Consider the following 25644-nt stretch of genomic DNA (forward strand, 5'->3'; position numbering starts at 1 on the left):
TCAGATCACCTTTGCTTCGGTTTTGAGTTTTTCGACCAATTGCGCGACGTCGGCAACGCGCACGCCGGCGCTGCGCCTGGGGGGTTCGGCCACTTTCAGGGTGGCAAGGCGCGGCGCGACATCGACCCCCAGATCCTCGGGCTTGACGGTATCGAGCGGCTTCTTCTTCGCCTTCATGATGTTGGGCAGCGTGGCATAACGCGGCTCATTCAGGCGCAGGTCGGAGGTGATCAGCGCAGGCAGCGCCATCTCGATGGTCTCGAGGCCGCCATCGATCTCGCGGGTGACCATGGCCTTGCCGTCGGCCACGGTCACTTTCGACGCGAATGTCGCCTGCGGCCACCCCATCAGCGCGGCGAGCATCTGGCCGGTCTGATTGGAGTCGTCATCGATGGCCTGCTTGCCGCAGATCACGAGGTTCGACTGCTCGCGCTCGCACAGGGCCTTGAGCAGTTTCGCAACCGCAAGCGGTTGAAGCTCGACCGCCGTTTCGACCAGAATGCCGCGGTCGGCGCCGATCGCCATTGCCGCCCGCAGCGTCTCCTGGCATTGGGTGTCGCCGCAGGACACGGCAAGCACTTCGGTCGCAATGCCGGCTTCCTTGAGGCGCACGGCTTCCTCGACGGCGATTTCGTCGAAGGGGTTCATCGACATCTTTACGTTCGCGTTATCAATGCCGCTGCCGTCGCTCCTGACCCGGACCTTGACGTTGTAATCGACCACGCGCTTGACTGGCACCAGTATCTTCAAGTTCATACTCCTGATTGCTGGATTGAAGTGATTCCTGCTTATGACCGCATTGCGGAACTAGCGTAAAGCGGCTTGTATCGCGGTGACTGGAAGTCGTGCGCTCGCCATGATGTGCGGGCCCCTGGGCCCGCACTCCGCTCAGTGCGAGCTGGCCGCGGCTGCGCCGATGCCGGTCTGCGAACGGACGTACTGATCGTCGAAACCGGCCTTGTCGATCGCCGCCCGGGCGCTCTTGTCGGTGACGGAGAACAGCCAGGTGAAGAAGAACGCGAGCGGCATCGAGAACAAGGCGGGTTGCTCATACGGGAAGATCGCCTTCGGGTTGCCGAGTACGACCACCCAGACCGCGTTCGATAGCACCACGAAGGAGACTGCGGACACCAGCCCGATCAGGCCGCCGAGCAGCGCGCCGCGCGTCGTGAGGCCTTTCCAGTACATCGACAGGATCAGGACCGGGAAGTTGGTCGAAGCGGCGATGCCGAAGGTGAGGCCCACCAGGAACGCGACGTTCTGCTTCTCGAACATGATCCCGAGCAGCACCGCCACCACGCCGAGCGCAATCGTGGCGATGCGCGTGACGCGCATTTCCTCGAGGTCCGATGCGCCGCCCTTGCGAACGACTCGTGCATAGATGTCGTGTGCGATCGCCGACGCGCCCGCAAGCGCCAGGCCCGACACCACGGCGAGGATGGTCGCGAATGCCACCGCCGACATGAAGCCGAGGAACAGGTTGCCGCCCAGCGCCTTGGAAAGATGCATTACCGGCATGTTGCCGCCGCCGATCAGCTTGCCGGCAAGGTCGCCGCCCTCGTAGTACTCGGGATTGGTGCCGACGATGACGATCGCGGCCAGTCCCAGGGTGCACACCACCAGGAAGAAATAGCCGATGCAGCCGCTCGCGACGAAGACGCTCTTGCGTGCCTCCTTGGCGTTCGGCACCGTGAAGAAACGCATCATGATGTGGGGCAGCCCGGCAGTGCCGAACACCAGGCCCAGCGACAGCGACACCGCAGTAACCGGGTCGGCCAGCAACGAACCGGGGCCCATGATCGCGATACCGTCGGCGTGTGCTTCGACCGCCTTCTGCGCCATCGTTTCGAGGCTGAAGCCGAACTGGCTCATCGTCAGGATCAGCAGCACGGTGCCGCCGAAGAGCATCAGGCAGGCCTTGATGATCTGTACCCATGTCGTTGCGATCATGCCGCCGAAGGTCACGTAGATCACCATCAGCACCCCGACCAGGATCACCGCGGTCGAGTAATCGAGGCCGAACAACAGCTTGATGAGCTGGCCGGCGCCGACCATCTGGACGATCAGGTAGAAGCACACCACGGTCAGCGAGCCGAACGCGGCGAAAGTGCGGATGGTGCTCTGCTCGAGCCGGTACGAGGCGATGTCGGCGAACGTGAACTTGCCCAGGTTGCGCAGACGTTCGGCCATCAGGAACAGGATCACCGGCCAGCCGACGAAAAAGCCGATCGCGAAGATGAACCCGTCCAGGCCCTTCGCGAACGTCATCGCGGACAAGCCCAGCAGGGTCGCCGCCGACATGTAGTCACCGGCGATCGCGAGGCCGTTCTGGAAGCCGGTGATGCCGCCGCCCGCAGTATAGAAGTCGGAGGTGGACTTGGTGCGGCTCGCGGCCCAATAGGTGATGCCCATCGTGGCCACGACGAACACCAGGAACATCGCGATCGCGGTCATGTTGACCGGCTGCTTCTGCGCTACGCCGACCGCATCGGCCGCGATCACGGCACCTCCGGCCACCAGGAACAGCACGCACAGAAGCGCATGACGGAGTCTGTTCATTTTTGGGCCTCCTTGATGATCTGATTCTGGAGTTCATCGAATTCACCGTTCGAACGGCTGACGTACCAGCCGGTCAGGAGCCACGAGCCAATGATGATGAAGGCGCCGGCCGGCACGCCCACCGTCAGCACGCCGTTGCTCGAGATCGGCACGCGCAGTACGTCCGGGGCGAACGCGACGATCATCATCAACGCGTAGTAGGTCACCAGCACCATTGCGCTGAGCAGCATCGCAAAACGGCTCCGCTTGCGCTCCAGTTCGGCGAAGCGTGGATTCGCCCTGACCTTTTTGTAGATATCTGCAGACATTGTTCCAGTCCTTGAAAAGTGGTTGAAAACTGCTCGCCGTCGAGGCGTCGGATCGATCGCTGCGATCCCGGCCAGGGTGTTGCTACATGTTCGGGTAGTTCGGGCCGCCCCCTCCCTCGGGCACTGTCCAGTCGATGTTCTGGGTCGGGTCCTTGATGTCGCAGGTCTTGCAATGCAGGCAGTTCTGCGCATTGATCTGCATGCGCGGGCCGCCCGGCTCATCGACGATCTCGTAGACGCCGGCCGGGCAATAGCGGGTTTCCGGGGCGCCATAGAGCGCCAGGTTGACGCCGACCGGCACCACCGAATCCTTGAGGCGCAGATGACAGGGCTGTTCCTCGGCATGGTTGGTGGCCGAGATGAAGACCGACGACAGACGGTCGAAACTGATCTTGCCGTCCGGTTTCGGATATGCGATCGGCGCAGACTCCGAAGCCTTGCGCAACTGCACATGATCGGCATGGTGATGGAAGGTCCACGGCGCCTTGCCATGCAGCACATAGGTGTCGAGCGCGCTGTAGGCGAGCCCGCCCCACAGGCCCCACCGGAACGAGGGCCGAATGTTGCGGACCTGATGGAGTTCGCTCCAGAGCCAGCTCTGCTTGAGCCGTTCGGGGTAGTCGGCCACTTCACGGCCGGGCGCGTCGGACTGCGACAGATCGGCGAACAAGGCCTCGGCCGCGACGATGCCCGACTTCATCGCCATGTGGGTGCCCTTGATCTTGGGCACGTTCAGGAAGCCCGCGGTGTCGCCGATCAGCACGCCACCGGGAAAGCTCAGCTTCGGTACCGATTGATAGCCGCCCTCGGACAGCGCCCGCGCGCCATACGAGATCCGCCGGCCGCCCTCGAAGGTCGGCCGGATGGCCGGATGGGTCTTGAAACGCTGGAACTCCTCGTACGGCGACAAGTGCGGATTGGCGTAGTCGAGTCCGACGACGAAGCCGACCGCCACCAGATTGTCCTCGAGGTGATACAGGAAGGAACCCCCGTAGGTGTCGGACTGCAGCGGCCAGCCGATCGTGTGCAGGGTCAGGCCAGGCCGATGAGCCTCGGGGGCCACTTCCCACAACTCCTTGATGCCCAGGCCATAGGTCTGCGGATCGACCCCGGCGCGCAGATCGAAGCGCGCCATCAGCTCCTTGGTGAGGGAGCCGCGGCAGCCTTCGGAAAACACCGTCTGGCGCGCATGCAGCTCGATGCCGGGCTGGTAGTTGGGGCCATGCTCGCCATTGCGCTCCACGCCCATGTCGCCGGTGGCGATGCCGCGCACCGAGCCGTCTTCATGGTAGAGCACCTCGGAAGCGGCGAAACCCGGATAAATCTCGACCCCCAGCGCCTCGGCCTGCTCGCCCAGCCAGCGCACCACGTTGCCGAGGCTGACGATGTAGTTGCCTTCGTTATGCATCTGGGGCGGCGTCGGCAGCTTGATCGACCTGCCCGCCGTCAGATACATGAATCGGTCTTCGCGCACGGCGGTGTTGAGCGGTGCGCCGCGCTCGCGCCAGTCGGGAAAAAGCTCCTCGAGCGTGCGCGGCTCGATCACCGCGCCCGAGAGAATGTGCGCCCCGACCTCGGAGCCTTTCTCGACCACGCACACCGAAACTTCGCTACCCGCCTTTTCGGCAAGCTGCTTGAGTCTGATCGCGGCGCTGAGCCCGGAGGGGCCCGCTCCGACGATCACGACGTCATACTCCATTGCTTCACGCGTCATTCCTGTCTCCAGGCTTTTGTTCGTGCGGGCTGCCATGCCGACATCGGCCGGCGGCTGACATGCCCGGGCCGAGCGCAACACCGGGCGCCCCCGCCGCGGAGATCCGGGCGGAGACCGGCAAGCTGCTCATCCGGGTCTCTTGTCAGAACTGCGACTCGGCGAGCGCCAGCACCGCATCGGCACCGTTCATGATCGCGTCGCGATAGGCGCCGGCCTCGGGCATCGCGTGCTGCGCGAAGAAAGCCGCGGTGGCAAGCTTGGCCTTGTAGAAATCGCCGTCGCTGTCACCCGCGCGTGTCGCGGCGATGCCGGCCACGCGTGCCATCAGCCAGCCGCCGACGACCACGCCGGTGAGCTTGAGGAAGGGCACAGCTCCGGCCGCCGCGGCCTGTGGCTTGGCCTCATGGTTGTCCAGCAGCCACTGGGTGGCGTCGCCCAGCGCGGCAATGCCACGGTCGAGGCTGTCGGCCAGCGCGATGAGAGCGGGATCGCCGGTCGTGCGCAGCGTCATCGCGGTCGCGGCGATGTCCTCGCGCAGGATGCCCATGTTCTTGCCACCTTCCTTTGCGATCTTGCGTCCTATCAGGTCGTTGGCCTGGATCGCGGTGGTGCCCTCGTAGATCGTGGTGATGCGGGCGTCGCGCATGTGCTGGCAGGCACCGGTTTCCTCGATGAAACCCATGCCGCCATGCACCTGCACGCCGTTCCAGGTCACGCCCTGCGCCATCTCGGTGCACCAGCCCTTGACCACCGGGGTCAGGAGTTCGAGGCGGGCCTGGTTGGCGCCACGCACGCCGGCATCCGGGTGGCTCCTGGCCCGATCCATGCAGCCCGCCACGTAGTAGGCGAGTGCACGGCCGGCCTCGGTGCGTGACTTCATGTCCATGAGCATGCGGCGCACGTCGGGATGGTGCAGGATCGGTTTGTTCTCGCCCGATTTGTCGCCAACGATGCGGCCCTGGACGCGCTCGCGCGCATAGGCGAGTGCATGCTGATAGGCGCGCTCCGAGATCGCCACCCCTTCGAGGCCGACGTTCAGGCGCGCGTGGTTCATCATCGTGAACATGTATTCGAGCCCGCGGTTGGGTTCACCCACCAGATAGCCGATCGCGCCGTTCTTTTCGCCGAAAGCCATCACCGCGGTGGCGCTGGCATGAATGCCCATCTTGTGCTCGATCGAGGTGCACACGAGATCGTTGCGTTCGCCCAGGCTGCCGTCGGCATTGACCAGGAACTTCGGCACGATGAACAGCGAAATGCCCTTCACTCCCGGCGGGGCATCGGGCAGGCGTGCCAGCACCAGGTGGATGATGTTCTCCGCCATGTCGTGCTCGCCCCAGGTGATGAAGATCTTGGTGCCGCTGACCGCGTAGCTGCCGTCGCCGCGCGGTTCGGCCTTCGAGCGGACCGCGGCGAGGTCGGACCCCGCCTGCGGCTCGGTCAGATTCATCGTGCCGGTCCAACTGCCGGCAACCATGTTGGGCAGGTAGATCTGCTTGAGCTCGTTGCTGGCATGGTGGGCAATGGCCTCGACCGCGCCGAGCGTCAGCATCTGGCACAGGGAGAACGACATGTTGGCGGATTTCCACATTTCGAGAACCGCCGTCGAAACCGTCACCGGCAGGCCCTGGCCACCGAACTCGACCGCAGCCGGCATGCCGTTCCAGCCCGTTTCGCAAAACGATGCGTATGCCTCCTTGAAACCCCTGGCCGTGCTCACCACGCCATCGGTCCAGGTATTGCCTTCCTTGTCGCCGGACGCGTTGATCGGCGCCAGCACTTCGCTGGCGAACTTGCCGGCTTCGTCGAGAATCGTCTCGACCAGATCGGCGCTGGCCTCTTCATTGCCGGGCAGTGCCGAAATCTCGGCCAGCTCCGCCAGCTCGTTCATCGCGAACAGCATGTCCTTTACGGGCGCGACGTAGTTCATCGGTTTCCTCCTTCTCGAATGCGCATGAATCGCGACCCGGTCGGATGCCGGATCGCAGGCTGTTTTTTTAATTACGACGACGGAGATGTCACTCGGTCGCAGAGGCTGATTTCGCCATTTCGCGCAGCGCGAACTTCTGGATCTTGCCGGTGGAGGTTTTGGGCAGCACGCAGAACTCGATGTGCTTGGGCACCTTGAAGCGCGCCAGGTGTTCGCGGCAGTGGGCGACGATGTCGTCGGCAGTGACGCCGGCGCCGTCCTTGACCTCGATGTAGGCGGCGGGCACTTCACCCCACTTCTCGTCGGGCCTGGCGACCACGGCGGCGGTCAGCACCGCGGGGTGGCGGTACAGCACTTCCTCGACTTCCAGCGAGGAGATGTTCTCGCCGCCGGAAATGATCACGTCCTTCGAACGGTCCTTGATCTTCACGTAGCCGTCAGGCTGCAGCACGCCCAGGTCGCCGGTGTGGAACCAGCCGCCGGCGAAGGCTTCCTGCGTGGCTTTCTCGTTCTTCAGGTAGCCCTTCATGACGAGGTTGCCGCGGAACATCAGTTCGCCCATGGTCTCGCCGTCGGCGGGCACTTCCTGCATGGTCTGCGGGTCCATCACCGTCAGCCCTTCCTGCATGTGGTAGCGCACGCCCTGGCGGCCGTTGCGTTCGGCGCGGCGGTCGATCGGCAGCTCGTCCCATTCCGGATGCTTGGCGCACACCGAGGCGGGGCCGTAGGTTTCGGTCAGGCCATAGACGTGGGTGATGTCGAAGCCGACGCGCTCGGCGCCTTCGATGATCGCGGCCGGGGGCGCGGCACCGGCAATGAGGCCGGCGACGCTGTGCTCGATGCCGGCGCGCAGCTGTTCGGGGGCGTTGATCAGCATGCCGTAGACGATCGGCGCGCCGCATATGTGGCTGACCTTTTCACGGCGGATCAGCTCGAAGATCAGCGCCGGATCGACCTTGCGCAGGCAGACGTTGACACCGGCGTTGGCCGCCATCGTCCACGGGAAGCACCAGCCGTTGCAGTGGAACATCGGCAGCGTCCACAGATACACGGCGTGCTGCGGCATGCCCCAGCTGATGATGTTGGAGGCGGCGTTCAGGTAGGCGCCGCGGTGGTGGTAGACCACGCCCTTGGGGTTGCCGGTGGTGCCGGAAGTGTAGTTGAGCGCGATCGCATCCCATTCGTCGGCGGGCAGGCTCCACGGGTAGTCGGGGTTGCCGCCGGCGAGGAAGTCCTCGTACAACAGGGTGCCGACACGGTCGGTACCGGGGTATTCGTCGTCGAGCGCGTCGATGATCAGCGGTTTGTCGCCTTCCAGCAGATCGAGCGCGGGGCGGATGATGGCGGCGAACTCGGGGTCGGTGATCAGCACCTTGGCCTCGCCGTGCTGGAGCATGAAGGCGACAGCTTCCGGATCCAGGCGGGTGTTCAGGGTGTTGAGCACGGCGCCGGCCATCGGCACGCCGAAGTGCGCCTCGAACATCGGCGGTACGTTGGGCAGCATCAGCGCCACGGTGTCGCCGCGCTTGACGCCGTGGGCGACCAGCGCGCTGGCGAGCCGGCGGCAGCGGGCATAGGTCTCGCTCCAGGTAAACTGGCGTTGCCCGTGGATCACGCTGGTGCGCCGGGGATAGACACTGGCGGTGCGTTCGATGAAGCTGAGGGGCGAGAGTGGTACGAAGTTGGCCGCGTTTTTCCCGAGCCCTTGCTGATAGATATTGCCCGACATCCGTTCTCCTCCTTTGTGCAAGACGATTCCGGCACCGCTGGCGGCAATGCCAACGATCCGACCGGTGCGATCCGGCGGTCTGCACGGCGCAGGCTCCGCTCGCGATGTCGTCCGTATTTTTTTGCCGCAGCTTAGCGATGGAGCTTGTCGCGAGTATCGTGAAAATGTACTGAATCTTGTCGCGCCCTCCAGAGGTGCATCGCGCCTCGATAGAATCACCGGGCGTGCCCGTCCGGAAGGTGTCCCATGAGCCCTGATCCCGCGCCAATGCCAGCCCAGTCCCGGTCCAGGCCGATAAGTGACCGGCGTTACCGCGAAATGATGTCCGCCAGCCTCGATCTGCTCGATCAGGGCCTGACCGTATTCGATGAGCACTTGCGGCTCATCGCATGCAACCGCAGCTTTCTCGAGCTCCTCGATTTCCCTGCCGCGCTGAGCGAGCCTGGCACACCGTTCGAGGCCTTCATCCGCCACAACGCGCTGCGGGGCGAATATGGCGAGGGCGACCCCGAACGACAGATCGCCGAGCGCGTGAGCGCCGCGCGCATGTTCGTGACGCACGACACCCGACGCCTCAGGCCGAACGGCCGGCTGTTGTCGATACGGGGCTTTCCGCTACCGCACCGCGGCTTCATCGCGATCTACTCCGACATCACGGAAGTCGAGCAACAGCGCACCCAGATTGAACGCCACCAGTCCGAGCTCGAGTCCGCGATTATCCTGCGCACCGCCGAGCTGCACGAGACCAACCGCGAACTCACCCAGGCCATCGAGGTAAACCGCCAGATCACCGCTGCGCTGCGCCAAAGCGAAGGCCGATTGCGCAGGATCACCGACAACATTCCCGCCCACATTGCCTACGTCGACAAATCGTGGACCTACCGCTACGCCAACCGCCGCTATGCCGAGTGGTTCGGATGGACGACAGACAGCATGCCCGGTCTGGCCATTCGGCGTGCGATCGGCGACCAGGTGTTCGCGTTCGTCGAGCCCTATGTGCATCGCGCGCTCGAGGGTGAAACGGTGAGCTACGAGTACACGACCGAGCATCACGGCAACACGGTGAACGCGCTCAGCACGTTGGTGCCCGACATCGACGAGCATGGCGAGGTTCACGGCTGTTTCGTCCATTCGGTGGACACCACCGAGCAGCGCCGCACGCAGCATTTGCTCGCGCAGGCGCAAAAGATGGAGGCCATCGGGCAACTGGCCGGCGGACTCGCGCATGACTTCAACAACATGCTCACCATCGTCATGGGCAACCTCGGCGGCATTCGCGATGCAAGACCGCATGATCCGCTCAACCACGAGTTCATCGAACCGGCGCTCGAAGCGGCTAGCCGCGGCGTGGAGCTGGTGAAGCGCCTGCTCGCGTTCTCCCGCCAGCAGCCGCTCGCACCGCGCCCGGTCGAGGTCAACGGGTTGATTGCTGGCATGACACGGCTGATCCGGCGCTCATTGCCGGACAACATCACGCTGATCAACTCGTCGCGCAAAGCCGAACTGTTCGCCATGGTCGACTCGAGCCAGCTCGACAATGCGCTCCTGAACCTTGCCCTGAACGCCCGCGACGCGATGCCGAACGGCGGCGAACTGCGCATCGAGACCACGCTCGAACGCCTCGATGCCGGCAGCGCGGCCGATCTCGAACTGCCGCCGGGCGAATACGTGCAGATCGGGGTTAGCGACAACGGTACCGGTATGGACAGCGGCATCATGGCGCGCGTCTTCGAACCCTTCTTCACCACCAAGAAGTTCGGCTTGGGCAACGGCCTGGGCCTGGCGATGGTGTACGGGTTCGTCAAGCAGTCCGGCGGCGGCGTGCGCATTCGCAGCCGCCAGGCCGTCGGCACCACGATCGCACTGATCCTGCCGTGCGCGAGCGACAGCCCGGACGGAACCGGTACGGCTGCGACCGCCCCGTTGGACTTGCAGGGCCGGTTGGTGCTCCTGGTCGACGATGACGCCGAGGTGCGCAAGATCGTGCGCATGCAGTTGTCGTCGCTGGGATGCAGCGTCCTTGAGGCGGAAAGCGGTGCCGAGGCGGCCGACATGCTCGAGAACGTTCCGGCCATATCGCTGCTGCTCACCGACGTGGTCATGCCCGGCGACATGGACGGACGCGCCCTCGCGCGCTTTGCTCGGCACTTCCGGCCCGAGGTGCCGGCCATCCTGATGAGCGGTTATATCGACCGGGGCCCGGTCGAGGCACACGACCCGAGCATTCCATTGCTGGTCAAGCCTTTCGACCATGAGGCGCTGCTCGCCGCGCTCGGCCGGGCTTCGTCCGCGGCCAAGCGGACGATTGGGAGCAACTGATGCCACATCGCCCGCACACTCTGATCCATGTGGTCGAGGACGATCCCTCGATCGGGCGTCAGATCTGCGATACGCTCGAAAAATTCGCCTACCGTGCCAAGCTCTTCCGCACCGGCAGCGAGTTTCTCCAGCACCTCCGGGTCGAGGCTCCGAGCCTGTGCATTCTCGACCTCGGGCTGCCCGACCTCGATGGCATGGACGTCATGCACCGCATGCGCAAGACCCATCGCTTCGGCGTTCTGATCGTCACTGGCCGTACCGACACGTCCGACCGGGTACTGGGTCTGGAACTCGGCGCGGACGACTATGTGACCAAGCCCTTCGAAGCGCGCGAACTCATCGCCCGGGTGCGCAGCATCCTGCGCCGCTACACTCCGGAGGAATATGACCACGACCGCCCGGAGGTCCGTGTCGCGCGCTTTGCCGGCTGGCAATTCGAGGTCCGCACCTATCGCCTGATCAGCCCCGACGGCCATGAGGAAACGCTGGGGCTGGCCGAGGCGCAACTGCTCCTGACCCTGCTCCGGAGTCCCAACCAGATCCTTTCGCGCGAACACCTGCTGTCGGGCCGCAACGTGTCGGCGCTCGACCGGAGCATCGACCTGCGCGTCTCGCGCCTGCGCCGACGACTCGAAGAAAACCCCCAGCATGCCAAGCTGATCAAGACCGTGTATGGCGCCGGCTATCTTTTTTCGGCGGTGGTGAGCTGGTCGTGAGCACAGGCCCGCCGGGGGCTGGACTGACGAAGGCAGGGCAGTGGTGGTAGCGGGCGGGAGGGCGAGCAGGAGGCGGAAAGGCGCAGCAGGGCGCCGGCCGCGCGCCGCAAGGCTGGCGCAATCGCTTAGAATCCGCCCTTCGATTTTCTGCGCATCCTCAAGGGCGAGAAGCCGGGCGACATCGTTTCCGAGACGAGCAGCAAGCTGGAACTCCACGTCAACCCGGAAGCGGCGCGCAAGCAGGGCATCACGCTGTCCGACGAACTGGTGAAATCCGCCGCCAAGGTCATCCAGTAAGCCTCGCCGCGGGCAATGCCGCCGGCATGCGGCCTTCGCGCCTGCTGCTGGACGAGCACACCGCCGCCTTCGTGCTCGAACTGACGGTGCGCATCGTCGCCGAGCACAAGCTGACGACGATGATGGTGACCCACAGCATGCGCCAGGCGCTTGACGTCGGCCAACGTACCGTGATGCTGCACCAGGGGCGGGTCGTGCTCGACGTCTCGGGCAAGGAGCGCGAAGGGATGGACGTGCATCACCTGCTCGCGATGTTCGAGAAGGTGCGCGGCGAAGTGCTGGATGACGACAAGCTGCTGCTGAGCTGAGTTAGTGCCTTGATCGAGCGGCCTGTGGTACGGCGTTGCCAGCCGTATCGCGGGTCTGCCGTCAAGCTTCGATCATGGGGTGATGCTGCACACGCGAAACACCATGGATAGTGCGTTCACGCTCAGCCCGGGTGGGATCAGAAAGTCTTCACGCAGCACCGAGCCCGGCTGCACCGGGCGCATGTCGTCGATGGGTATGCTCCTGACCCCTTGATGGAAGTCCTATTGCCGCCAGATCAGGCGCACACCTGCTTCACGAGGCGGGCTATAGACGGTGACGAAGCCGTTCTGATAGCCCACCGCGTCGTAGCGCTGGTCTCCGGCATTGTGGACATAGGCCGCGATCTCCAGATTGCCGAGCTGGTATCCCGCGCTCAGATGAAGCTGGCCGTAGCCGTTGCGCTTGTATCGGTTGGCCGCATCCAGATAGACCTTGCTGCTGCCGACGACGTCGGCCTGCATGTACCAGCCCTGTGGTGCGTCGTAGCGGACGCCGACATGGCCGGTCAGGTCCGGTGCGAAGGGATTGCGCTTGCCGCGGTAGTCGGCCGCGCCATCCCGGAACCGGTCGAAGCGCATGTGGTTCCAGGCCAGGCCGCCCCTGAGTTGCCAGCCGCTATCCAGCAGATAGTCCACATCGAACTCGATGCCCTTGGAAGTGGCGGTTGCCGCGCTGGTAATGTACATCATGCCGACGGTCGGCATCTGCATGACCTGCATGTCGTCGATGTCCATCAGGTAGGCCGCCAGCGAATAGCGCATGCGCTGGCCGAGCAGCGAGCCCTTCAGGCCGGTCTCGTACGACCAGTTCTTTTCCGTATCGTAGGGCAGGTAGCCGATCGCCGGCGCAAGGATGTTGAAACCGCCGGTACGCACGCCGCGGCTGACGCTGGCGTACCACTGGTGCTGCGGCGAGAATTGATATTGCAGGGCAAGTTTGGGCGAGGCATGGGTCCAGCCCTTTTCCTGCGCTGCCGCATCCCGCGGAGTTAGCCGTACCGTGTTGCGCTCGACCCGGAGTCCGGCCGACAGCGACCAGTGCTCGGCCAGCGGCAGGTTCCAATGGGTAAACACCGCGGCTGTCCGGCTCTTCTGCTTGGCTCGCATGTCGGATAGTCCCATCATCGTCTTGCTGGTGCTGTGCAGGTCGTTGTCGCCGGCGTCGCCGTAGATGCCGAGCTGCCAGTCGGATTCGCCGAGTTTTCCTTCGAGGCGGAACTCCTGGGATACCGTGCGCAGGTGATGGTCGCGCCCGACATGGAGGACGTCCATCGGCATGAAGTCCGTATCCTGCTGGATTCGATCCTTGAAGTCGTTCCAGGCAGTGATCGAATGCAGGCGCAGGCCGGAACCGAAATCGTGCCGGGCGACCAGCGACAGCGTCTGCCCGATGGAACGGTTCCAGCTCGGCGTCCCCGAGGCGACCTTCGCGCGCGGCGCTGTCGGCGCGCCCCACAGGTTGGCGCCGTCGTCATAATCCTGGCGGGTATAGCGCAGCACGAGATCGGTCGTGCTGGCCGGCGCCCAGCGCAAGCCCAGATTCAGGTTGCGCCGCCGGCGCTCATCTTCCTTGTGGCCGGCGTGGCGGTTGTCGATGAAGCCGTCCTGCTCGGACCAGCTTCCCGACACGCTCGCATATAAGGTGTTCGGCACGATGGGGCGGCTCAAGGCAAAGCTGAGGGCACGTTTGTCCCGGCTTCCCACTTCGCCGGCGATGCGGGTGCGTGGCGTGTCGTCCATCGGCAGGCTGTGGATGGCGATGACGCCTGCTTCGGCATTGCGTCCATACAGCGTCGATTGCGGCCCCCGCATGATCTCGATGCGATCGACGTCGAGCAGGCTGCTCTCGAAACCCTGTGCGCTCAGGGTCGGGACACCATCGACCAACAGCAGCGTGGACGTGGAGAAAGTGTTGAAGTTGGCCGTCAGTCCGCGCATTACGGGTGAATTCATGCCTGCCTGCCCGAAGGGCTGGAAGGACAGGCCTGGCACGCGGCCTTCCAGTTGCTGCAGGCTGGTCGTACCGGACTGTTCGATATCCCAGCCTTTGACCACGGCCACGCTGGTGGGCACTTTCTCCAGCGCCTGCTCGGTCTTTTCGGCAGTGACCGTGATGCTCGGCAGCGTCTGCTCACTCGATTCCACACGCTGAATGGCGGCGCCCTGTGCCGATGCAGGTGGGGAAGAGGTCGCCAGCAGAGTCAGCGCGGATACCAGGGCAATGTGCAGCGGATCGACCCGGAGCATGCCGTCTCGTGCCCGGCGCTTGCGTTTCTCGGCGGAATCCAGGTCGATGATGCCTGTGTTGTTCATGGGAAACTCCAGGAGGATTTGACGAAGTAACAGGCTCTGCGGCCCGGACGTGCAGCGAAGCGGGAATCAACGGTGACGGGGCCGAGGGGAGGCCGCCACCATCTTCAATCCACCTCGCCGGCCAGCACCGCCCTTGCCGAATCCCCCACCTTGCCGCGCACCTGCCAAGCCAGGCCGAAGGCGAACAGCACGCCGAGCGTCAAACCCACCAGCATGCCGTTGTAGCCCAGGCGGTCGAGCAGCATGCCGGCGGCAATCGGGACGGCCATCCGGGCGGCGGTGAACAGCGTGGTCTGCAGGCCGTAGTCCGAGGCGTTGCGCTGGCGGCGGGTGAAGAACATCGTCAGGCCGAACATCAATGCCGATACGGCCCCCATGCTCGCGGCCACGCCGATCGCGCTGGCAATCAGCCAGCCGGGACCGAGCTTGGCCCACACCACGACGGTCAACAGCAGCAGCGAGCACAAGGCCGCCAGCAGGTACAGCACGATGGCGCGTGCCGTACCCAGCACCGGCACGAGGCGTCCGCCGATCAGGCTGAACAAGGCGCCGGTCACGCCGCCGACGATGCCGACGATGAAGGCCACCCGTTCCAGCGGCATGCCCATGTCCAGCATCAGCGGCTTGAGGTACAGCCACGCCGCGCCGATGAAGGGGAAGCTGGTCAGCAGCATCAGGCTCCATTGCCGCGCGCCCGGCTGCTTGAAGAAGCCTGCCCAGTCGGCGACCACGCCGGGCAGCGGTGCATCGCCGCCTGCTGCGGGCTCGGGCAGCGCCGCGCGCGAACGCAGCAGGACGAAGGGCAGGCAGCCGAGCAGCAGGCCGGCGCCCATGATCCAGAAAGGCATCTGCCAGCCCATGCGCGACTGCACCACGATCATGACGCCGCCGCCGATGATCGCGCCGAGGAACAGGGCGGCCGAGCGGATGCTACCCGCGCGCAGTTGCTCGCTGCGGGGCAGCCATTGCACAGCCAGTGCATTCAGCGGAATGTCCGCCCACGTCGCAGCGATGCTGATGGCAAAGGTCAGCGTGAACAACAGCACGCGGTCCTCGATCAGGTTCTGCCGCCCGATCAGCCAGTACAGCGCCAGCATCGACATGCTGAGCAGCAGCAGCCAATGCACGAAATGTCCCCGTCCCAGCCGCACGCGCTGCACCGGCACGGCAAACAGGAACTTGAAGATGGCAGGCAGCGCCGCCAACTGGAACAGCCCGATCTCGGTGCCGCTCCAGCCATGCTGGCGCATCACCAGCGGCATGCCGAACATCAGGTAGATACTGGGAATGGCCAAGACCAGGTTCATCCAGCCGAACATCAGTTGCAGGCCGAACAGGCGGGCTTTGGTCATGAAAGATCTTCTCCTTTTCGTGCAGCCAGGACGGTGACGGGCGCCACCGGGAAATCCACATCGGTGCGGGTCGTCACCTCACTGAATCCCGCTTCGTGCAGCAGCTTCGCCAGTTCGCCTTCGGCCAGGACCTGCCGGCCCTGCATCCGCATGCGCAGGTAGTACTGCAGCACGCGGCGTCCGCCGGCTTCGGCATGGGCGCACAGCAGCATGCCGCCGGGGTTCAGCGCCGCATGGAGGCGCTTCAGGATGGACATGGTGTCCGGCACGAAATGCAGCACCGAAGAGCACCAGATCAGGTCGTAGCCGTGGCCGAAATCCTCATGCGCCAGGTTGCCGCCGACGCCGCGCAAGCGTTGCTGCAGGCCGGCCGCTTCGATGTTCTGCTGCGCCACCGCGGCCACCGCGGGGTAGTCGAATACCACGCCGGACAGCGCCGGCAGGTCCTGCGCCAGCGCGATCGCCACCAGGCCGGGGCCGCCGCCCAGGTCCAGCATTGTCCGCCAGCCTTGGCGGTCGGCAAGCTGGCCCGCGATCCGGCGTGCCACCGGCACGGTCACGGCGCGCTGCTCCTGCGCGATCTGCACTTGCGCGGCCCTGGCCCAGGCTTGTTGCGCAATCTCGTCGGGCACGTCTTCCTTGTCCGGGGGCCCTTCGCGCAGCAGGGTTTCGAGCTGGTTGCGGCAGCGGCACAGCACCTTGTGGCGGAACTGCAAGGCATCGCCGAGATAGAGCGGCGAAGCCGGATGCAGGTAGGGTTGCATCTCGGGATGGGTCCGGTAGCAGTTCGACGGGAATGCCGGTGAATCCATGTGTGCAGGCCCTTGCTCCAGCATGCCCATGCTGCCCAGCATTTCCAGGAACAGACAGGTATTGGCCGGCGCCAGCCCCAGCCGCGCCGCAACTTCTTCGGGCCTGGCAAATTCATCCAGATGGGCGAATAGCTCCAGCTCCAGCGCCAGGCTCAGCACGTCGGCATCCTGACAGGCCAGTTGGGCGTCCCAACAGGACTGCATCCGCGCTGGGATCGGGGATGAGGGCAGGGCGGCAAATTGTTCGTGGCTGATGTGAGTCATGGTCGATATCCGGGTTGTGCTTCCCTGATCTTGGTCGGCTATGAGCGATGGGCTATATTAGTGGGAATGATTCCCATGCTCAGTATGCGAAGGGCACGAATATCTATGCGAAAGACGGGAGAGGCGGAACAGATATGGGTGTGCGCAACAACTGCTGCCGGCTGAGGCTGGATGAACCCCGCATCTGCAGCACCCTCGGTGGAGGCAGGACCCGGCTGCAACTGCCGGAGGAACTGGGTCACTGCCACCAGGACTTCGTCGAACTGGAACCCGGGCTCGGCCTGAGCCGGCTCAGCTACACCCCCAGCGTGCCACTGATCGAAGAGAGCAACGGGCCGCACGATGGCCGCGTGATGGTCATCACCCTGGGCATGAAAGGCCGCTCATGCTACGAGGGGCAGGACTCCACCAATCTGGAGTTCCAGCAGGGCCATACGACCATTTCGTCGTTCCGTGCCATCCCGGGCGTGCGGCGCTACGAGGCGGGAGAAACCGTGTCGCAACTGCGGGTCGTGGCGCACGAGTCGCTGATCTGCAAATACGTCGGCCAGCAGCGTGCCGCCGAAATCCTCGGCTCCAGGCAGCTCAGCCGCCTGGCCTTCCGTGCCAGCACGCCCGCTGCCATGGCACACGCCAAGGCGTTGCTTAGCCACCTGCTGCCATGCCAGAGCCAGCTATCGCGCCTGGACCTGCACATCCACACCCTCAGCCTGCTCAACGAACAGTTCAGCCTGCTGGCGCCGCAGCACAGCGGTCAGGCGTCCCCATTCTCGCCGTCCGAAATTGAACGCATCGAGCGCGCCCGGCAGACCATGAGCGAAAACATCGACAAGCCCCTGACGCTCGATTACCTCGCCACGCTCGTCGGCATCAACAAGAACAAGCTCAAGGACGGCATGCTCTACCTCTACAACGCCACGCCGGCCGAACTGCTGCTCGAACTGCGCATGGTCAAGGCCGCTGCGCTGCTGGAGTCCGGCCAGCGGGTCTCTCAGGTCGCCTGGCAAGTGGGCTACAAATACGCCAACAACTTCACCGTCGCTTTTACCCGCTACCATGGCAAATCGCCCAAGGCGATGTTCGGCAAGCGGGCGATAGAGAGCTGAAAAGCCGTCTCACCGGCGTTGCCGTATCTCACATGGCAACCGTATGCCAACAGGATGGGAGTGGTGCGCAGGCTGAACCACGTTCGGATATAGGCAGAAAGGTGCTCAAGGTTTCTCCGACTATGAAAGATCCGGGCTAAGTATTCCCGTGCATGCTGAGCAGGGCTTCCAGCAGGAAGAACGTGGCGCATGCGGATTCGACCAGTTGCTCGCCATCGGCGCCGGTGTGGTAGAGATGGCCGACGAATTGGCCGGTTTCGGCGATCTTGCTGGAGCAAAGTATCGAAGCAATCTGTGCATGCGATTGGCGGAGCAGCCAGTGCTGATCAGGTACCAGGGGGTACAGTCTGAGCATCGCGACGGCGGCAATGGCATGCGCGGACGGGTCGTTCAGTATCTTCGGTGGTGTATTTTCCGTGTCCTGATCGCGTCCCCAGCGTTGCATCCAATAGTTGCACGCCTGTAATGCTGCATTTCGGTAGGAGGGGCCATACAGGCGGACGGCTTCAGCCATACCCAGCATTCCCCAGGCCTGACCGCGCGGCCAGACTCCTGCCTCATCCCTGGAAATCGTGCCGTCTGCATTCCGAATCGCGTTGGTTCGCCAGGCGCCATGGTCCGTGGTCAAGTGACGCAGGCAGGTCTGCAGGTGTCGGTTTGCTTTCGTGGCTCCGTCGGCATCGCCATAGCCGTGCAGCAAGGCCAGTGTCGGAGCCAACGCATCGACGTTGATTCGATGGACTCCTGCGCCGCCGACTCCCATGCCTGGCCCTACGGGCCAGGCTTCCATCGACGGATCGAAATCCACTGCGATCGCTTGTGCGGCCCGGGTTGCAAGCTGCCGAATGGCGTTCCCGGTGTTGCATGCACGGTTGCTGGCAGCGCCGTACCAGAAGACGAAGCTGCGGTTTACCGATGCTTCGGACAAGGATGATTCCAGTCGCGCGGACCAGGTTCTGGCGATGTCGAGATCATTTTGCTTGCCGTAATAGGCTGCGCGAAGCCACCACAGGCCTGCCCAGAAGCCGCCGAGCCATGAGCCTCGCCTGGATAGTGTCCATTGCGTGCTTTTGTCTGCCCGGAACAAGGGAAAGCGGTCGCCGCATTGCTCAGCGATACCATCCATGCGTTTGAAAAGAGCGTGAATGGCGTCTTGATGATTGGTGTTTTTGTCATTCATGGATGTGTCCTGGAACTTCCTTGCGCAGATGCCATAACAGCAGGCACAGAAAACCTCCTGTCAGCAGAATGGCGATGAGGCCCAGCCAGGCGACGGCAAAGCCTTCGCGTGCCAGCAGCCAGCCGAATGCCGGTGGGCCGAGTGCGAAGCCGCCGAAGAAGCCTACCGACAGCATGGCGGCGGAAGCGGCGGCGGCACCGAATCGCTGATCGCGCAGCAACATGCTCATGGCGATCGCGTTGGTGGCGACCACGGTCAGCCCCATGCCGATCACGCCGACCCACACCAGCCAATGCTGTTCGGCACTGGCTTGCCGCATCGCTGCCAACGCAACACTGGCGAGAACGAACAGCGCGCCCAGCAGCGCGCTTTCGTCTCGCAGCCTGGAGCCGAGCGGTGTCAGCAAGACCCGGGACAGGATGCCCATGATGCCGAAGCACGCCACCAGTGCGCCGATGGCCCGGGCCGATATTCCCAACTGATCGGCATACACACCGAGGAAAGTCATGAATGAGGACAAGGCCAGTCCGGCGCAGAGCTGAATGGCCATCAGCGTTGCCAGCCAGCTGTTGGGCAACTGCACGGACAGGGCAGGAGGGCGATCTGCCGCTGGCGATGCCGGCACCAGGCGTGCTACCGATACGGCCATCAGCAATGCCAGGGGAACCCACACGGCCAGGGCGCCGCGCCAGCCCCAAAGCACGACCAGCGGCGGCAGTGCCACGCCGGCCAGCAGCGCTGATGCCTGCACGCCGGATTGCTTGAGGCCGACGACGCCGGCTTTCCGGGCTGCAGGCACGGTATGCGCAATGGCCTGGTTCGTGGCAGGGTTTGCCAGGGATTGGGCGACTCCGCAGAACAGCAATGCCGTGACCAGGCCGCCGAATCCGGGAAGGACGGCCATCAATGAAAACGACAGACCCACCAGCAGGAATAGCGCCGTCAATCCCGTGCGGCTACCGATCCGTTGTACCAATGCGCCGGCCCAGGGGGACAGAATCGCCGCGAGCCCGAAAGTGCTGGCGGTGAGCCAGCCCAGTTGCTCGCGCGAGATCGCAAGGTCGGCGACCAGTTCCGGTCCAAGCATGCCTATGGCGTAGAAAACCATCATCGGCATGCCCATTGCCATCACCATCAGGCTGGTGAGCCCCGCCAATGAAGATGGATGCGCGCTCGCCCCGGTCATTCGGCAGCCCTGGACAATCGCAGCGAGGGGCATGCCGGGTCGAAGCTGGCACCAGGCGCGGTGGCGTTCAGCAGTTGTCGCCCGATAGTACTGATCAACGCGTCGTCGGTACCGTCCAGGATATGGGTGGTCCGGGCATTGCGGTAGATATTCGCCAGTGGTGTCCAGTCGCTGAGTCCTTCCGCTCCCATGACCTGGATCGCGTTGTCGGCCGCTTCGCTCACGGCATCCGAGGCGGCCAGCTTTGCTAGATTGACTTCGATGCTGTTGGCGATGCCTGCATCGAACTTGCGTGCGGCGTCCAGCACCAGTGCCCTGGCGGTGGCGATGCCGCGATACACCCGATAGATTCGCGCACGCACCAATTGCTTGTCGGCCAGCCTAGCCAGATGGCCCTTGGGTGAATGTACCCGCTCGCACATCAATTCGAAGCAGCGTTGCGCCTGTCCCAGCCAGTGTGCGGACCGCAGCAGCCTGCCCAGGCCCAGGCGCTCCTGCATCAGGGCAATGCCCTGGCCGGGCTGGCCGAGAACATGGTCGTACGGCACCTGCACGTCGTTGAACGCCAGTTCGGCCTGGCCCTGGTCGCGTCCCAGCAGTGGCAAGGGACGCACCACCTCGAAGCCGGGCGAGTCGGTCGGCACCACGATCATGGACAGGGATTGTGCTACCGGGCCGTCGGTGGTGCGTGTGACGACCGTGACGAAATCTGCGACCTGGGAACGGCAGATGAACCATTTGCGGCCCGTGATGTGCCAGATGCCATCACGCAGTTCGGCCCGGCAGGTCATGGTCGCCGGAATCGAGCCGATGCTGTCGGGTTCCGACATGCCATAGCTCGAGACCGCGTACCCCTGCACGAGCGGCAGAAAGAAGCGTTCGCGAATGACGGGGCTGGCATGGCGCTTGAGCATGTAGGCATCCAGCGTTGCATCGGCGCCCAGGATGCCCGGCGCGTATTCCGAACGCCCTTCCTGCTCCGCCACTGCGATGTAGTCCGTCAGATTCGCCAGATGGTCCGAATGCTCAGGCGGATAGAAATTGCCGAATACCGATGCTTCCCTGGCCCGCCCCGACAGGCTTCCGGCCAATTTCCGGGCGCTGTCATCCTCCCCAGCGAGCAATGGCTCGCTGGGGAGGATGTGATCATCGACGAATCGCCGGACGCGTTGTGCCAACTCGTTTGCCGCGAATGCGGGATGTTGTTTTCCGATCATCATTTTCAACCGTCTGCTCAGGCCGCTGCGGCCGTATCCATGCCGAGCGCTTCGACCTCGCTGGCCAATGCCTTCTTGTCGATCTTGCCTGCAGGTGTCAGTGGCAGGCTGCGGTAGAAGCGCAGGTATTCCGGCAGCTTGTTGACCTCCAGGCCCTTGGCACGCAGGAAGTCGGTGATCTCCTTCAGCGAGAATTTCGCTGCGCCAGCACGCAGGGTGACGCACAGGCATACCCTCTGCCCCAGGTCCGCATCGGGGACAGGTACGCACGCCACGGTCACGACATCCGGGTGCGACATCACCAGTCCTTCGATCTGCACCGGGCTGATGTTGGCGCCGCCGCGGATAATGATGTCCTTCTTGCGGCCGGCCAGCACCAGACGGCCCTCGGCATCGATGAAGCCGAGGTCTCCTGTCTTGACCCAGCCTTGCGGATCGCGGTACAGGGCATCCAGTTCGGGAGCATTGACGTATTGCATCGGGCTCAGCGGCCCGCGCGCGGTGATCTCGCCGATTTCGCCCTGGGGCACTTCCTTGCCTTCATCGTCGACCAGGCGGATTTCGCACACGGAAGGGTTGGGTTTGCCGACGCTGCTCAGCACCACATCGATGGGGTCGTCCAGGGTGTTGTGGCAGTTCACTCCATCGGCGGAGCCATAGAGGCTGATGAAGCCGCAGCCGAAGGCATCGCAACATTTGCGTACGGTGGCTTCGTCGATGACCGAGCCGCCAACGACCAGACCGCGCAGGCTGGATTTGTCGATGCTCGCCAGCGCGGGGTCGGCGGCAATGCGCTGCAGCATCGTCGGTACGCCGAGAATGAAGCTGGGCCGGAATGTCTGGATCGCGTCGATGGTCTCGGCGACGTCGAACTTGGGCAGCACCACCAGTGATCCGCCCAGCCAGCACAGGACGCCGAAGGTGGCGGTCGAACCGAACGAAGAGCCCAGCGGAACGAGGTACATGCCTCGGAACTCCTCGCCAGCCGGAGCGATTCGCTGCAGGAAGCGCCCACGCCCGCCCACCAGCGCGTTGTGCGAGTAGGCCACCAGCTTGGGTTCCGATTCCGTACCGGACGAAACCAGCAGGCGCACCGGAGAGTTCGGGCACACCTCGGGCAGGATCTCGGTGTCCAGGGGTTCGACATCCATCAATGCATCCAGTGTCGACCAACCTGCGCGCGGTTTTCCCTGGACGATCAGTAGGCGCATCGACAACAGCGTGGGGCGAAGCGACTCGATGATTTCGCACAGGTCGATGCCGGCGTATTCTTCCGGCACGATAACCGCCCGCGCGTCGCAGCGACGCACCAGGGATTGAATGTCGAGCTTGCCCCGGCCAGGCGGGAAGGGAGCGACGATGGCACCGAGTGCCGCCACCGCGAGGTCGATTGCGCAGCACAGCCAGTGGTTGGTCAACTGGTAAGCCACGACGTCGCCCGCAACGATGCCGGCGTCGCGCAGGCTGCGCGCCAGCCGCAGCGAAGCGTCGAGCAACTGGCCGTAGCTCACGTTGCCCTGCGGTGACAGCACGGCTTCCTTGTCCGGGTGTTCCTTCGCCTTGGCGACGAATAGCGTGAAAACGGGCTGGTTCGGATAGGTGCCGTCTTGTGCCCAGCGTTTGCGTTCCTCGGCGGGAACCAGATCGATGATGCCAGCGTTGTTCATGGGAAGCTCCAGGGGGATTTGACGAAGGAATAAGCCCGGTGGTCCAGGCATTCGGCGAAGCGGGAATCGACAGCGACAAGGCCGAGGTCTTCGGCGACCGCGCATGCGCCGATACCGCGTGAAATCATCAGTGGCTCCCATTCGTTTGCAGGGAGCCTGCGCAAGCGTTCGGTCAGCAATGCCGGGCTGGGGCTGGAAGAGGCCGGCAGATCGAGCAGCGCGCTCAATGACTGCAATTGAGCGGGCTCCCGGCAATCGATGGCGATCAGGCCCGAGCGGGTGGGATGCACTCCGCACAGAAATTCAGCAGCTCTGTCCTCGCCGTCTCGCAGCAGCAAGTCGCCCGCGCCCAGAAGCGAGCTTTCGACCTGGACACCCGTACCTTCGACGCTGCATTTCAGCAAGGCGGCAGTCACGCCCAGGCTTGCGAGCACGCCACCCAGCACGTCCAGCACCGTGAACAGGGAGCCGCCATGCGTGCCTGAAGCGGTGGCGATGGCATCGGCCACGCCCGACCATGCCTGCACGGTGAAATCGGTGCCGGGCGCGCCGACCGGGGCATTGCCCCAGCCACCGGCGTAGGCGTACACCAGCCGTGGCTGGACACGGTGCAGATGCGCTGCGTCCAGCATCAACTCCTGTGCCTTTCCGGGCGCCCAGTTGTGCAGGAACACGTCGGATTCGCCAACCAGCTCATGAATCAGCCGCCGCCCTGCAGGAGACTTGATGTCCACTTCCTGGACATGCTTGAGATGGTTCAAGGCGTCGAAGCGGACCGAGCAGCCGTCGGCGCATGGCGGCATGGCACGCAGCGGATCGCCGCCTGGCGGTTCCAGGCGGATGACTTCGGCGCCCAGCAGTGCCAGCAGATGCCCTGCCAGCGGCCCCTGGATGCGCCGGCACGACTCGACGACCTTCACACCTGCCAGTGGCAAGCTCCCCGCTGCAGCCTTGCGCTCGCGAGCAGCCTCCTGCTGTTCGGGAGTTGCAGAAGGAAGGGAGAAATCCCATGGTGAATCCTCCATCTGCCCGTAATCCGCGTCCTGGCGGCGCTGTGCCGCCGTGCGTACCGGCACGGTGGCCACACCTGCCTGCTCGGCCAGGTGCTGAATGCGTTCGTAGGGTAGGTCTGCCAGGGCCTCGTGGCATTCGGCGGGCAGCGGCGACACCGCCCGCGCATAGCGAAGAAGAAAGGCTCGCCAGGCCACGCCGGCCAGATCCCGGCCGATGCCGATGCTTTCCCAGAAGCATCGCCACGGTCCGCTGTCCAGCGTTTCGAGTTCGAAGGAGATCCCGTCGGCAGAGCGGAAAGGCGGACGCAGACGGGCGTCAGTACCGCCCGGCAGGAGCTGCTCGCGGTCTTCGGGTGCAGTGGCGCCCGCCAGGTATTGGCCGATGCTGAGCAATCCGCAGCCCAGCGGTGATACCCGGACCTCACGGAATGTGCCGCCGCGCAATTGGCCGACGGCAGCGGCCAGCGTGGCTTGCAAGGCCATGGCACTGGTCAGTGCGGCCAGGTAATTCACCCCCAGAGGCTGTGCCTTGCCGCTGGCCCGGCCGTGCACCGACATGATGCCGCAGGTGGCCTGTACGAGCAGTTCGGAGAGGCTTGCCACCGGCAGCCAGTTGGCCGGCGAGGTGTAGCGGACCTGGATGGAGGAAAGTGCCGGGTGTGCCAGCACGAATGCAGCATCGTCGGAGTTTGTGGCTGGGCCGGCGGCAGACTGCTGGATACCCAGAGCGCGAGCCTGTCCGGCCAGGGATGTCTGCATGGCCTTCCACTTCGGCAGTGGCGACGCCAGCGCATGCGTCAGGGAGAATTGAGTCAACAGGGGCGGCATATCGGAAGCAGCAAGCAAAGCGTCGTGTGGCGCCTCTGTACGCATTGGCAAGAGGCGTTTTTTCTCGAATGGATGGAAATGGATCAGCCGCCGGCGACTGCAGGCAGCACGGTCAGGGTGTCGCCGGCCTTGACCGGTGTATCGAGACCATCGGCAAAGCGAATGTCATCTTCATTGATGTAGACATTCACGAAGCGATGCACCCGGTCGCCATGGACGAGCTTAGCCTTGATCCCGGGGAACTGGCTCTCCAGGTGATCGATGACTTCCGCCACTGAACTGCCTTGAGCGGAAACCCTCTTTTCGCCATTGGTCAGGGGGCGCAACAGAGTAGGAACAACTACCAAAATCGACATGCAGGACTCCTTCTGCCCATCACTGGGCTCGATGTTTTTGAAAAACGGGAATGGCTACTCCATCATGGAGATGCTTTCTTCAGTCACGCTTCCGTTGCACAGCCGGAAACTCCGGACGGGCACTCGGGCTGCATCCCAGGTCGAAACGATCAGGTAATGCGCTTCGGGGCTGTGGGCGTACTCGATGTCTTCGCGGCTGGGATAGGCTTCGCTGGCGGTATGCGAGTGATAGATCACCCGGCACGCCTCGTCACGCTCATCCAGCTCCCGAAACACCCGGAATTGCTCCCGGGAATCGAACAGGAAAAACGTCTCGGAAGCGGCCTGGTTGCGCATTGGCACGAGCCTGGACGCCACCGTGCTGCCTGGAACGGAAGACACGATGCCGCAGGTCTCCAGTGGATGATCTCTGCGCGCCTGGGCGAGAATCTGCTCCAGCACCTGATGCTTGATGTGCAGCGCCATGGTTC

General features: G+C 64.1%; 20 protein-coding genes and 1 pseudogene. 5 read left to right on the plus strand and 16 right to left on the minus strand.

The window, feature by feature from the left end:
- The 6 genes from ACNQFN_RS09120 to ACNQFN_RS09145 all read right to left on the minus strand — a co-directional run bounded on the left by ACNQFN_RS09120 (position 1) and on the right by ACNQFN_RS09145 (position 8240).
- A complete protein-coding gene (locus ACNQFN_RS09120) occupies positions 1-750 on the minus strand; it encodes an electron transfer flavoprotein subunit beta/FixA family protein (RefSeq protein ID WP_418648610.1) in 750 nt (249 codons plus the stop codon).
- 138 nt (positions 751-888) lie between these two features.
- Positions 889-2559: a cation acetate symporter gene (locus ACNQFN_RS09125; protein ID WP_418648611.1), complete on the minus strand. Its 1671-nt coding sequence runs from the start codon at positions 2557-2559 to the stop codon at positions 889-891.
- The gene (locus ACNQFN_RS09130) at positions 2556-2867 is read right to left on the minus strand and encodes a DUF485 domain-containing protein (protein WP_418648612.1); all 312 of its coding nucleotides are present in this window, start codon (positions 2865-2867) and stop codon (positions 2556-2558) included. The genes ACNQFN_RS09125 and ACNQFN_RS09130 overlap by 4 nt, the downstream gene beginning before the upstream one ends.
- A gap of 82 nt (positions 2868-2949) precedes the next feature.
- The gene (locus ACNQFN_RS09135; RefSeq protein WP_418648613.1) at positions 2950-4581 is read right to left on the minus strand and encodes an electron transfer flavoprotein-ubiquinone oxidoreductase; all 1632 of its coding nucleotides are present in this window, start codon (positions 4579-4581) and stop codon (positions 2950-2952) included.
- 142 nt (positions 4582-4723) lie between these two features.
- The gene (locus ACNQFN_RS09140) at positions 4724-6511 is read right to left on the minus strand and encodes an acyl-CoA dehydrogenase (RefSeq protein WP_418648614.1); all 1788 of its coding nucleotides are present in this window, start codon (positions 6509-6511) and stop codon (positions 4724-4726) included.
- Between the two features lie 88 nt (positions 6512-6599).
- Complete coding sequence (locus ACNQFN_RS09145; protein ID WP_418648615.1) at positions 6600-8240, minus strand: acyl-CoA synthetase; 1641 nt, start codon at positions 8238-8240, stop codon at positions 6600-6602.
- Between the two features lie 246 nt (positions 8241-8486).
- Here ACNQFN_RS09145 and ACNQFN_RS09150 point away from each other — a divergent pair, with 246 nt between their 5' ends.
- From ACNQFN_RS09150 to ACNQFN_RS09165, 4 genes and pseudogenes are all read left to right on the plus strand, one after another.
- A complete protein-coding gene (locus ACNQFN_RS09150; RefSeq protein ID WP_418648616.1) occupies positions 8487-10559 on the plus strand; it encodes a PAS-domain containing protein in 2073 nt (690 codons plus the stop codon).
- Positions 10559-11275 (plus strand): response regulator transcription factor, encoded by a 717-nt coding sequence (locus ACNQFN_RS09155; protein ID WP_418648617.1) that lies wholly within the window; start codon positions 10559-10561, stop codon positions 11273-11275. The genes ACNQFN_RS09150 and ACNQFN_RS09155 overlap by 1 nt, the downstream gene beginning before the upstream one ends.
- A 153-nt stretch (positions 11276-11428) precedes the next feature.
- A complete protein-coding gene (locus ACNQFN_RS09160; protein ID WP_418648908.1) occupies positions 11429-11572 on the plus strand; it encodes an ABC transporter substrate binding protein in 144 nt (47 codons plus the stop codon).
- A 20-nt stretch (positions 11573-11592) separates the two neighbouring features.
- Positions 11593-11880, plus strand: a pseudogene (locus ACNQFN_RS09165) (ABC transporter ATP-binding protein); the annotation flags it as partial.
- A 222-nt stretch (positions 11881-12102) separates the two neighbouring features.
- Here ACNQFN_RS09165 and ACNQFN_RS09170 read toward each other — a convergent pair.
- From ACNQFN_RS09170 to ACNQFN_RS09180, 3 genes are all read right to left on the minus strand, one after another.
- A complete protein-coding gene (locus ACNQFN_RS09170) occupies positions 12103-14193 on the minus strand; it encodes a TonB-dependent receptor (protein ID WP_418648618.1) in 2091 nt (696 codons plus the stop codon).
- A gap of 104 nt (positions 14194-14297) precedes the next feature.
- On the minus strand, positions 14298-15545 hold the full coding sequence (locus ACNQFN_RS09175) for an MFS transporter (RefSeq protein WP_418648619.1): 1248 nt from the start codon (positions 15543-15545) through the stop codon (positions 14298-14300).
- Complete coding sequence (locus ACNQFN_RS09180) at positions 15542-16621, minus strand: class I SAM-dependent methyltransferase (protein WP_418648620.1); 1080 nt, start codon at positions 16619-16621, stop codon at positions 15542-15544. The genes ACNQFN_RS09175 and ACNQFN_RS09180 overlap by 4 nt, the downstream gene beginning before the upstream one ends.
- A gap of 134 nt (positions 16622-16755) precedes the next feature.
- On the opposite strand from ACNQFN_RS09180, the gene ACNQFN_RS09185 reads away from it, so the two are divergent.
- Positions 16756-17727, plus strand: a complete 972-nt coding sequence (locus tag ACNQFN_RS09185; protein ID WP_418648621.1) for a helix-turn-helix domain-containing protein — start codon at positions 16756-16758, stop codon at positions 17725-17727.
- 136 nt (positions 17728-17863) lie between these two features.
- Here ACNQFN_RS09185 and ACNQFN_RS09190 read toward each other — a convergent pair whose 3' ends face one another.
- The 7 genes from ACNQFN_RS09190 to ACNQFN_RS09220 all read right to left on the minus strand — a co-directional run bounded on the left by ACNQFN_RS09190 (position 17864) and on the right by ACNQFN_RS09220 (position 25639).
- Complete coding sequence (locus ACNQFN_RS09190) at positions 17864-18907, minus strand: hypothetical protein (protein ID WP_418648622.1); 1044 nt, start codon at positions 18905-18907, stop codon at positions 17864-17866.
- Positions 18900-20093 carry a CynX/NimT family MFS transporter gene (locus ACNQFN_RS09195; protein WP_418648623.1) on the minus strand — a complete coding sequence of 398 codons (1194 nt, stop codon included), beginning with the start codon at positions 20091-20093 and terminating at the stop codon, positions 18900-18902. The genes ACNQFN_RS09190 and ACNQFN_RS09195 overlap by 8 nt, the downstream gene beginning before the upstream one ends.
- A complete protein-coding gene (locus tag ACNQFN_RS09200; protein ID WP_418648624.1) occupies positions 20090-21313 on the minus strand; it encodes an acyl-CoA dehydrogenase family protein in 1224 nt (407 codons plus the stop codon). The genes ACNQFN_RS09195 and ACNQFN_RS09200 overlap by 4 nt, the downstream gene beginning before the upstream one ends.
- A gap of 14 nt (positions 21314-21327) precedes the next feature.
- Positions 21328-22977 (minus strand): class I adenylate-forming enzyme family protein, encoded by a 1650-nt coding sequence (locus ACNQFN_RS09205; RefSeq protein ID WP_418648625.1) that lies wholly within the window; start codon positions 22975-22977, stop codon positions 21328-21330.
- A complete protein-coding gene (locus tag ACNQFN_RS09210) occupies positions 22974-24749 on the minus strand; it encodes a CoA transferase (RefSeq protein ID WP_418648626.1) in 1776 nt (591 codons plus the stop codon). Before ACNQFN_RS09210 ends, ACNQFN_RS09205 begins: the two co-directional genes overlap by 4 nt.
- A gap of 152 nt (positions 24750-24901) precedes the next feature.
- Positions 24902-25174: a MoaD/ThiS family protein gene (locus tag ACNQFN_RS09215; protein ID WP_418648627.1), complete on the minus strand. Its 273-nt coding sequence runs from the start codon at positions 25172-25174 to the stop codon at positions 24902-24904.
- Positions 25175-25228: 54 nt separating this feature from the next.
- Positions 25229-25639 (minus strand): M67 family metallopeptidase, encoded by a 411-nt coding sequence (locus tag ACNQFN_RS09220; protein ID WP_418648628.1) that lies wholly within the window; start codon positions 25637-25639, stop codon positions 25229-25231.
- Positions 25640-25644 lie beyond the last annotated feature (5 nt).

This window comes from Thauera butanivorans, assembly GCF_048398245.1.
Lineage (GTDB): Bacteria > Pseudomonadota > Gammaproteobacteria > Burkholderiales > Rhodocyclaceae > Thauera > Thauera butanivorans.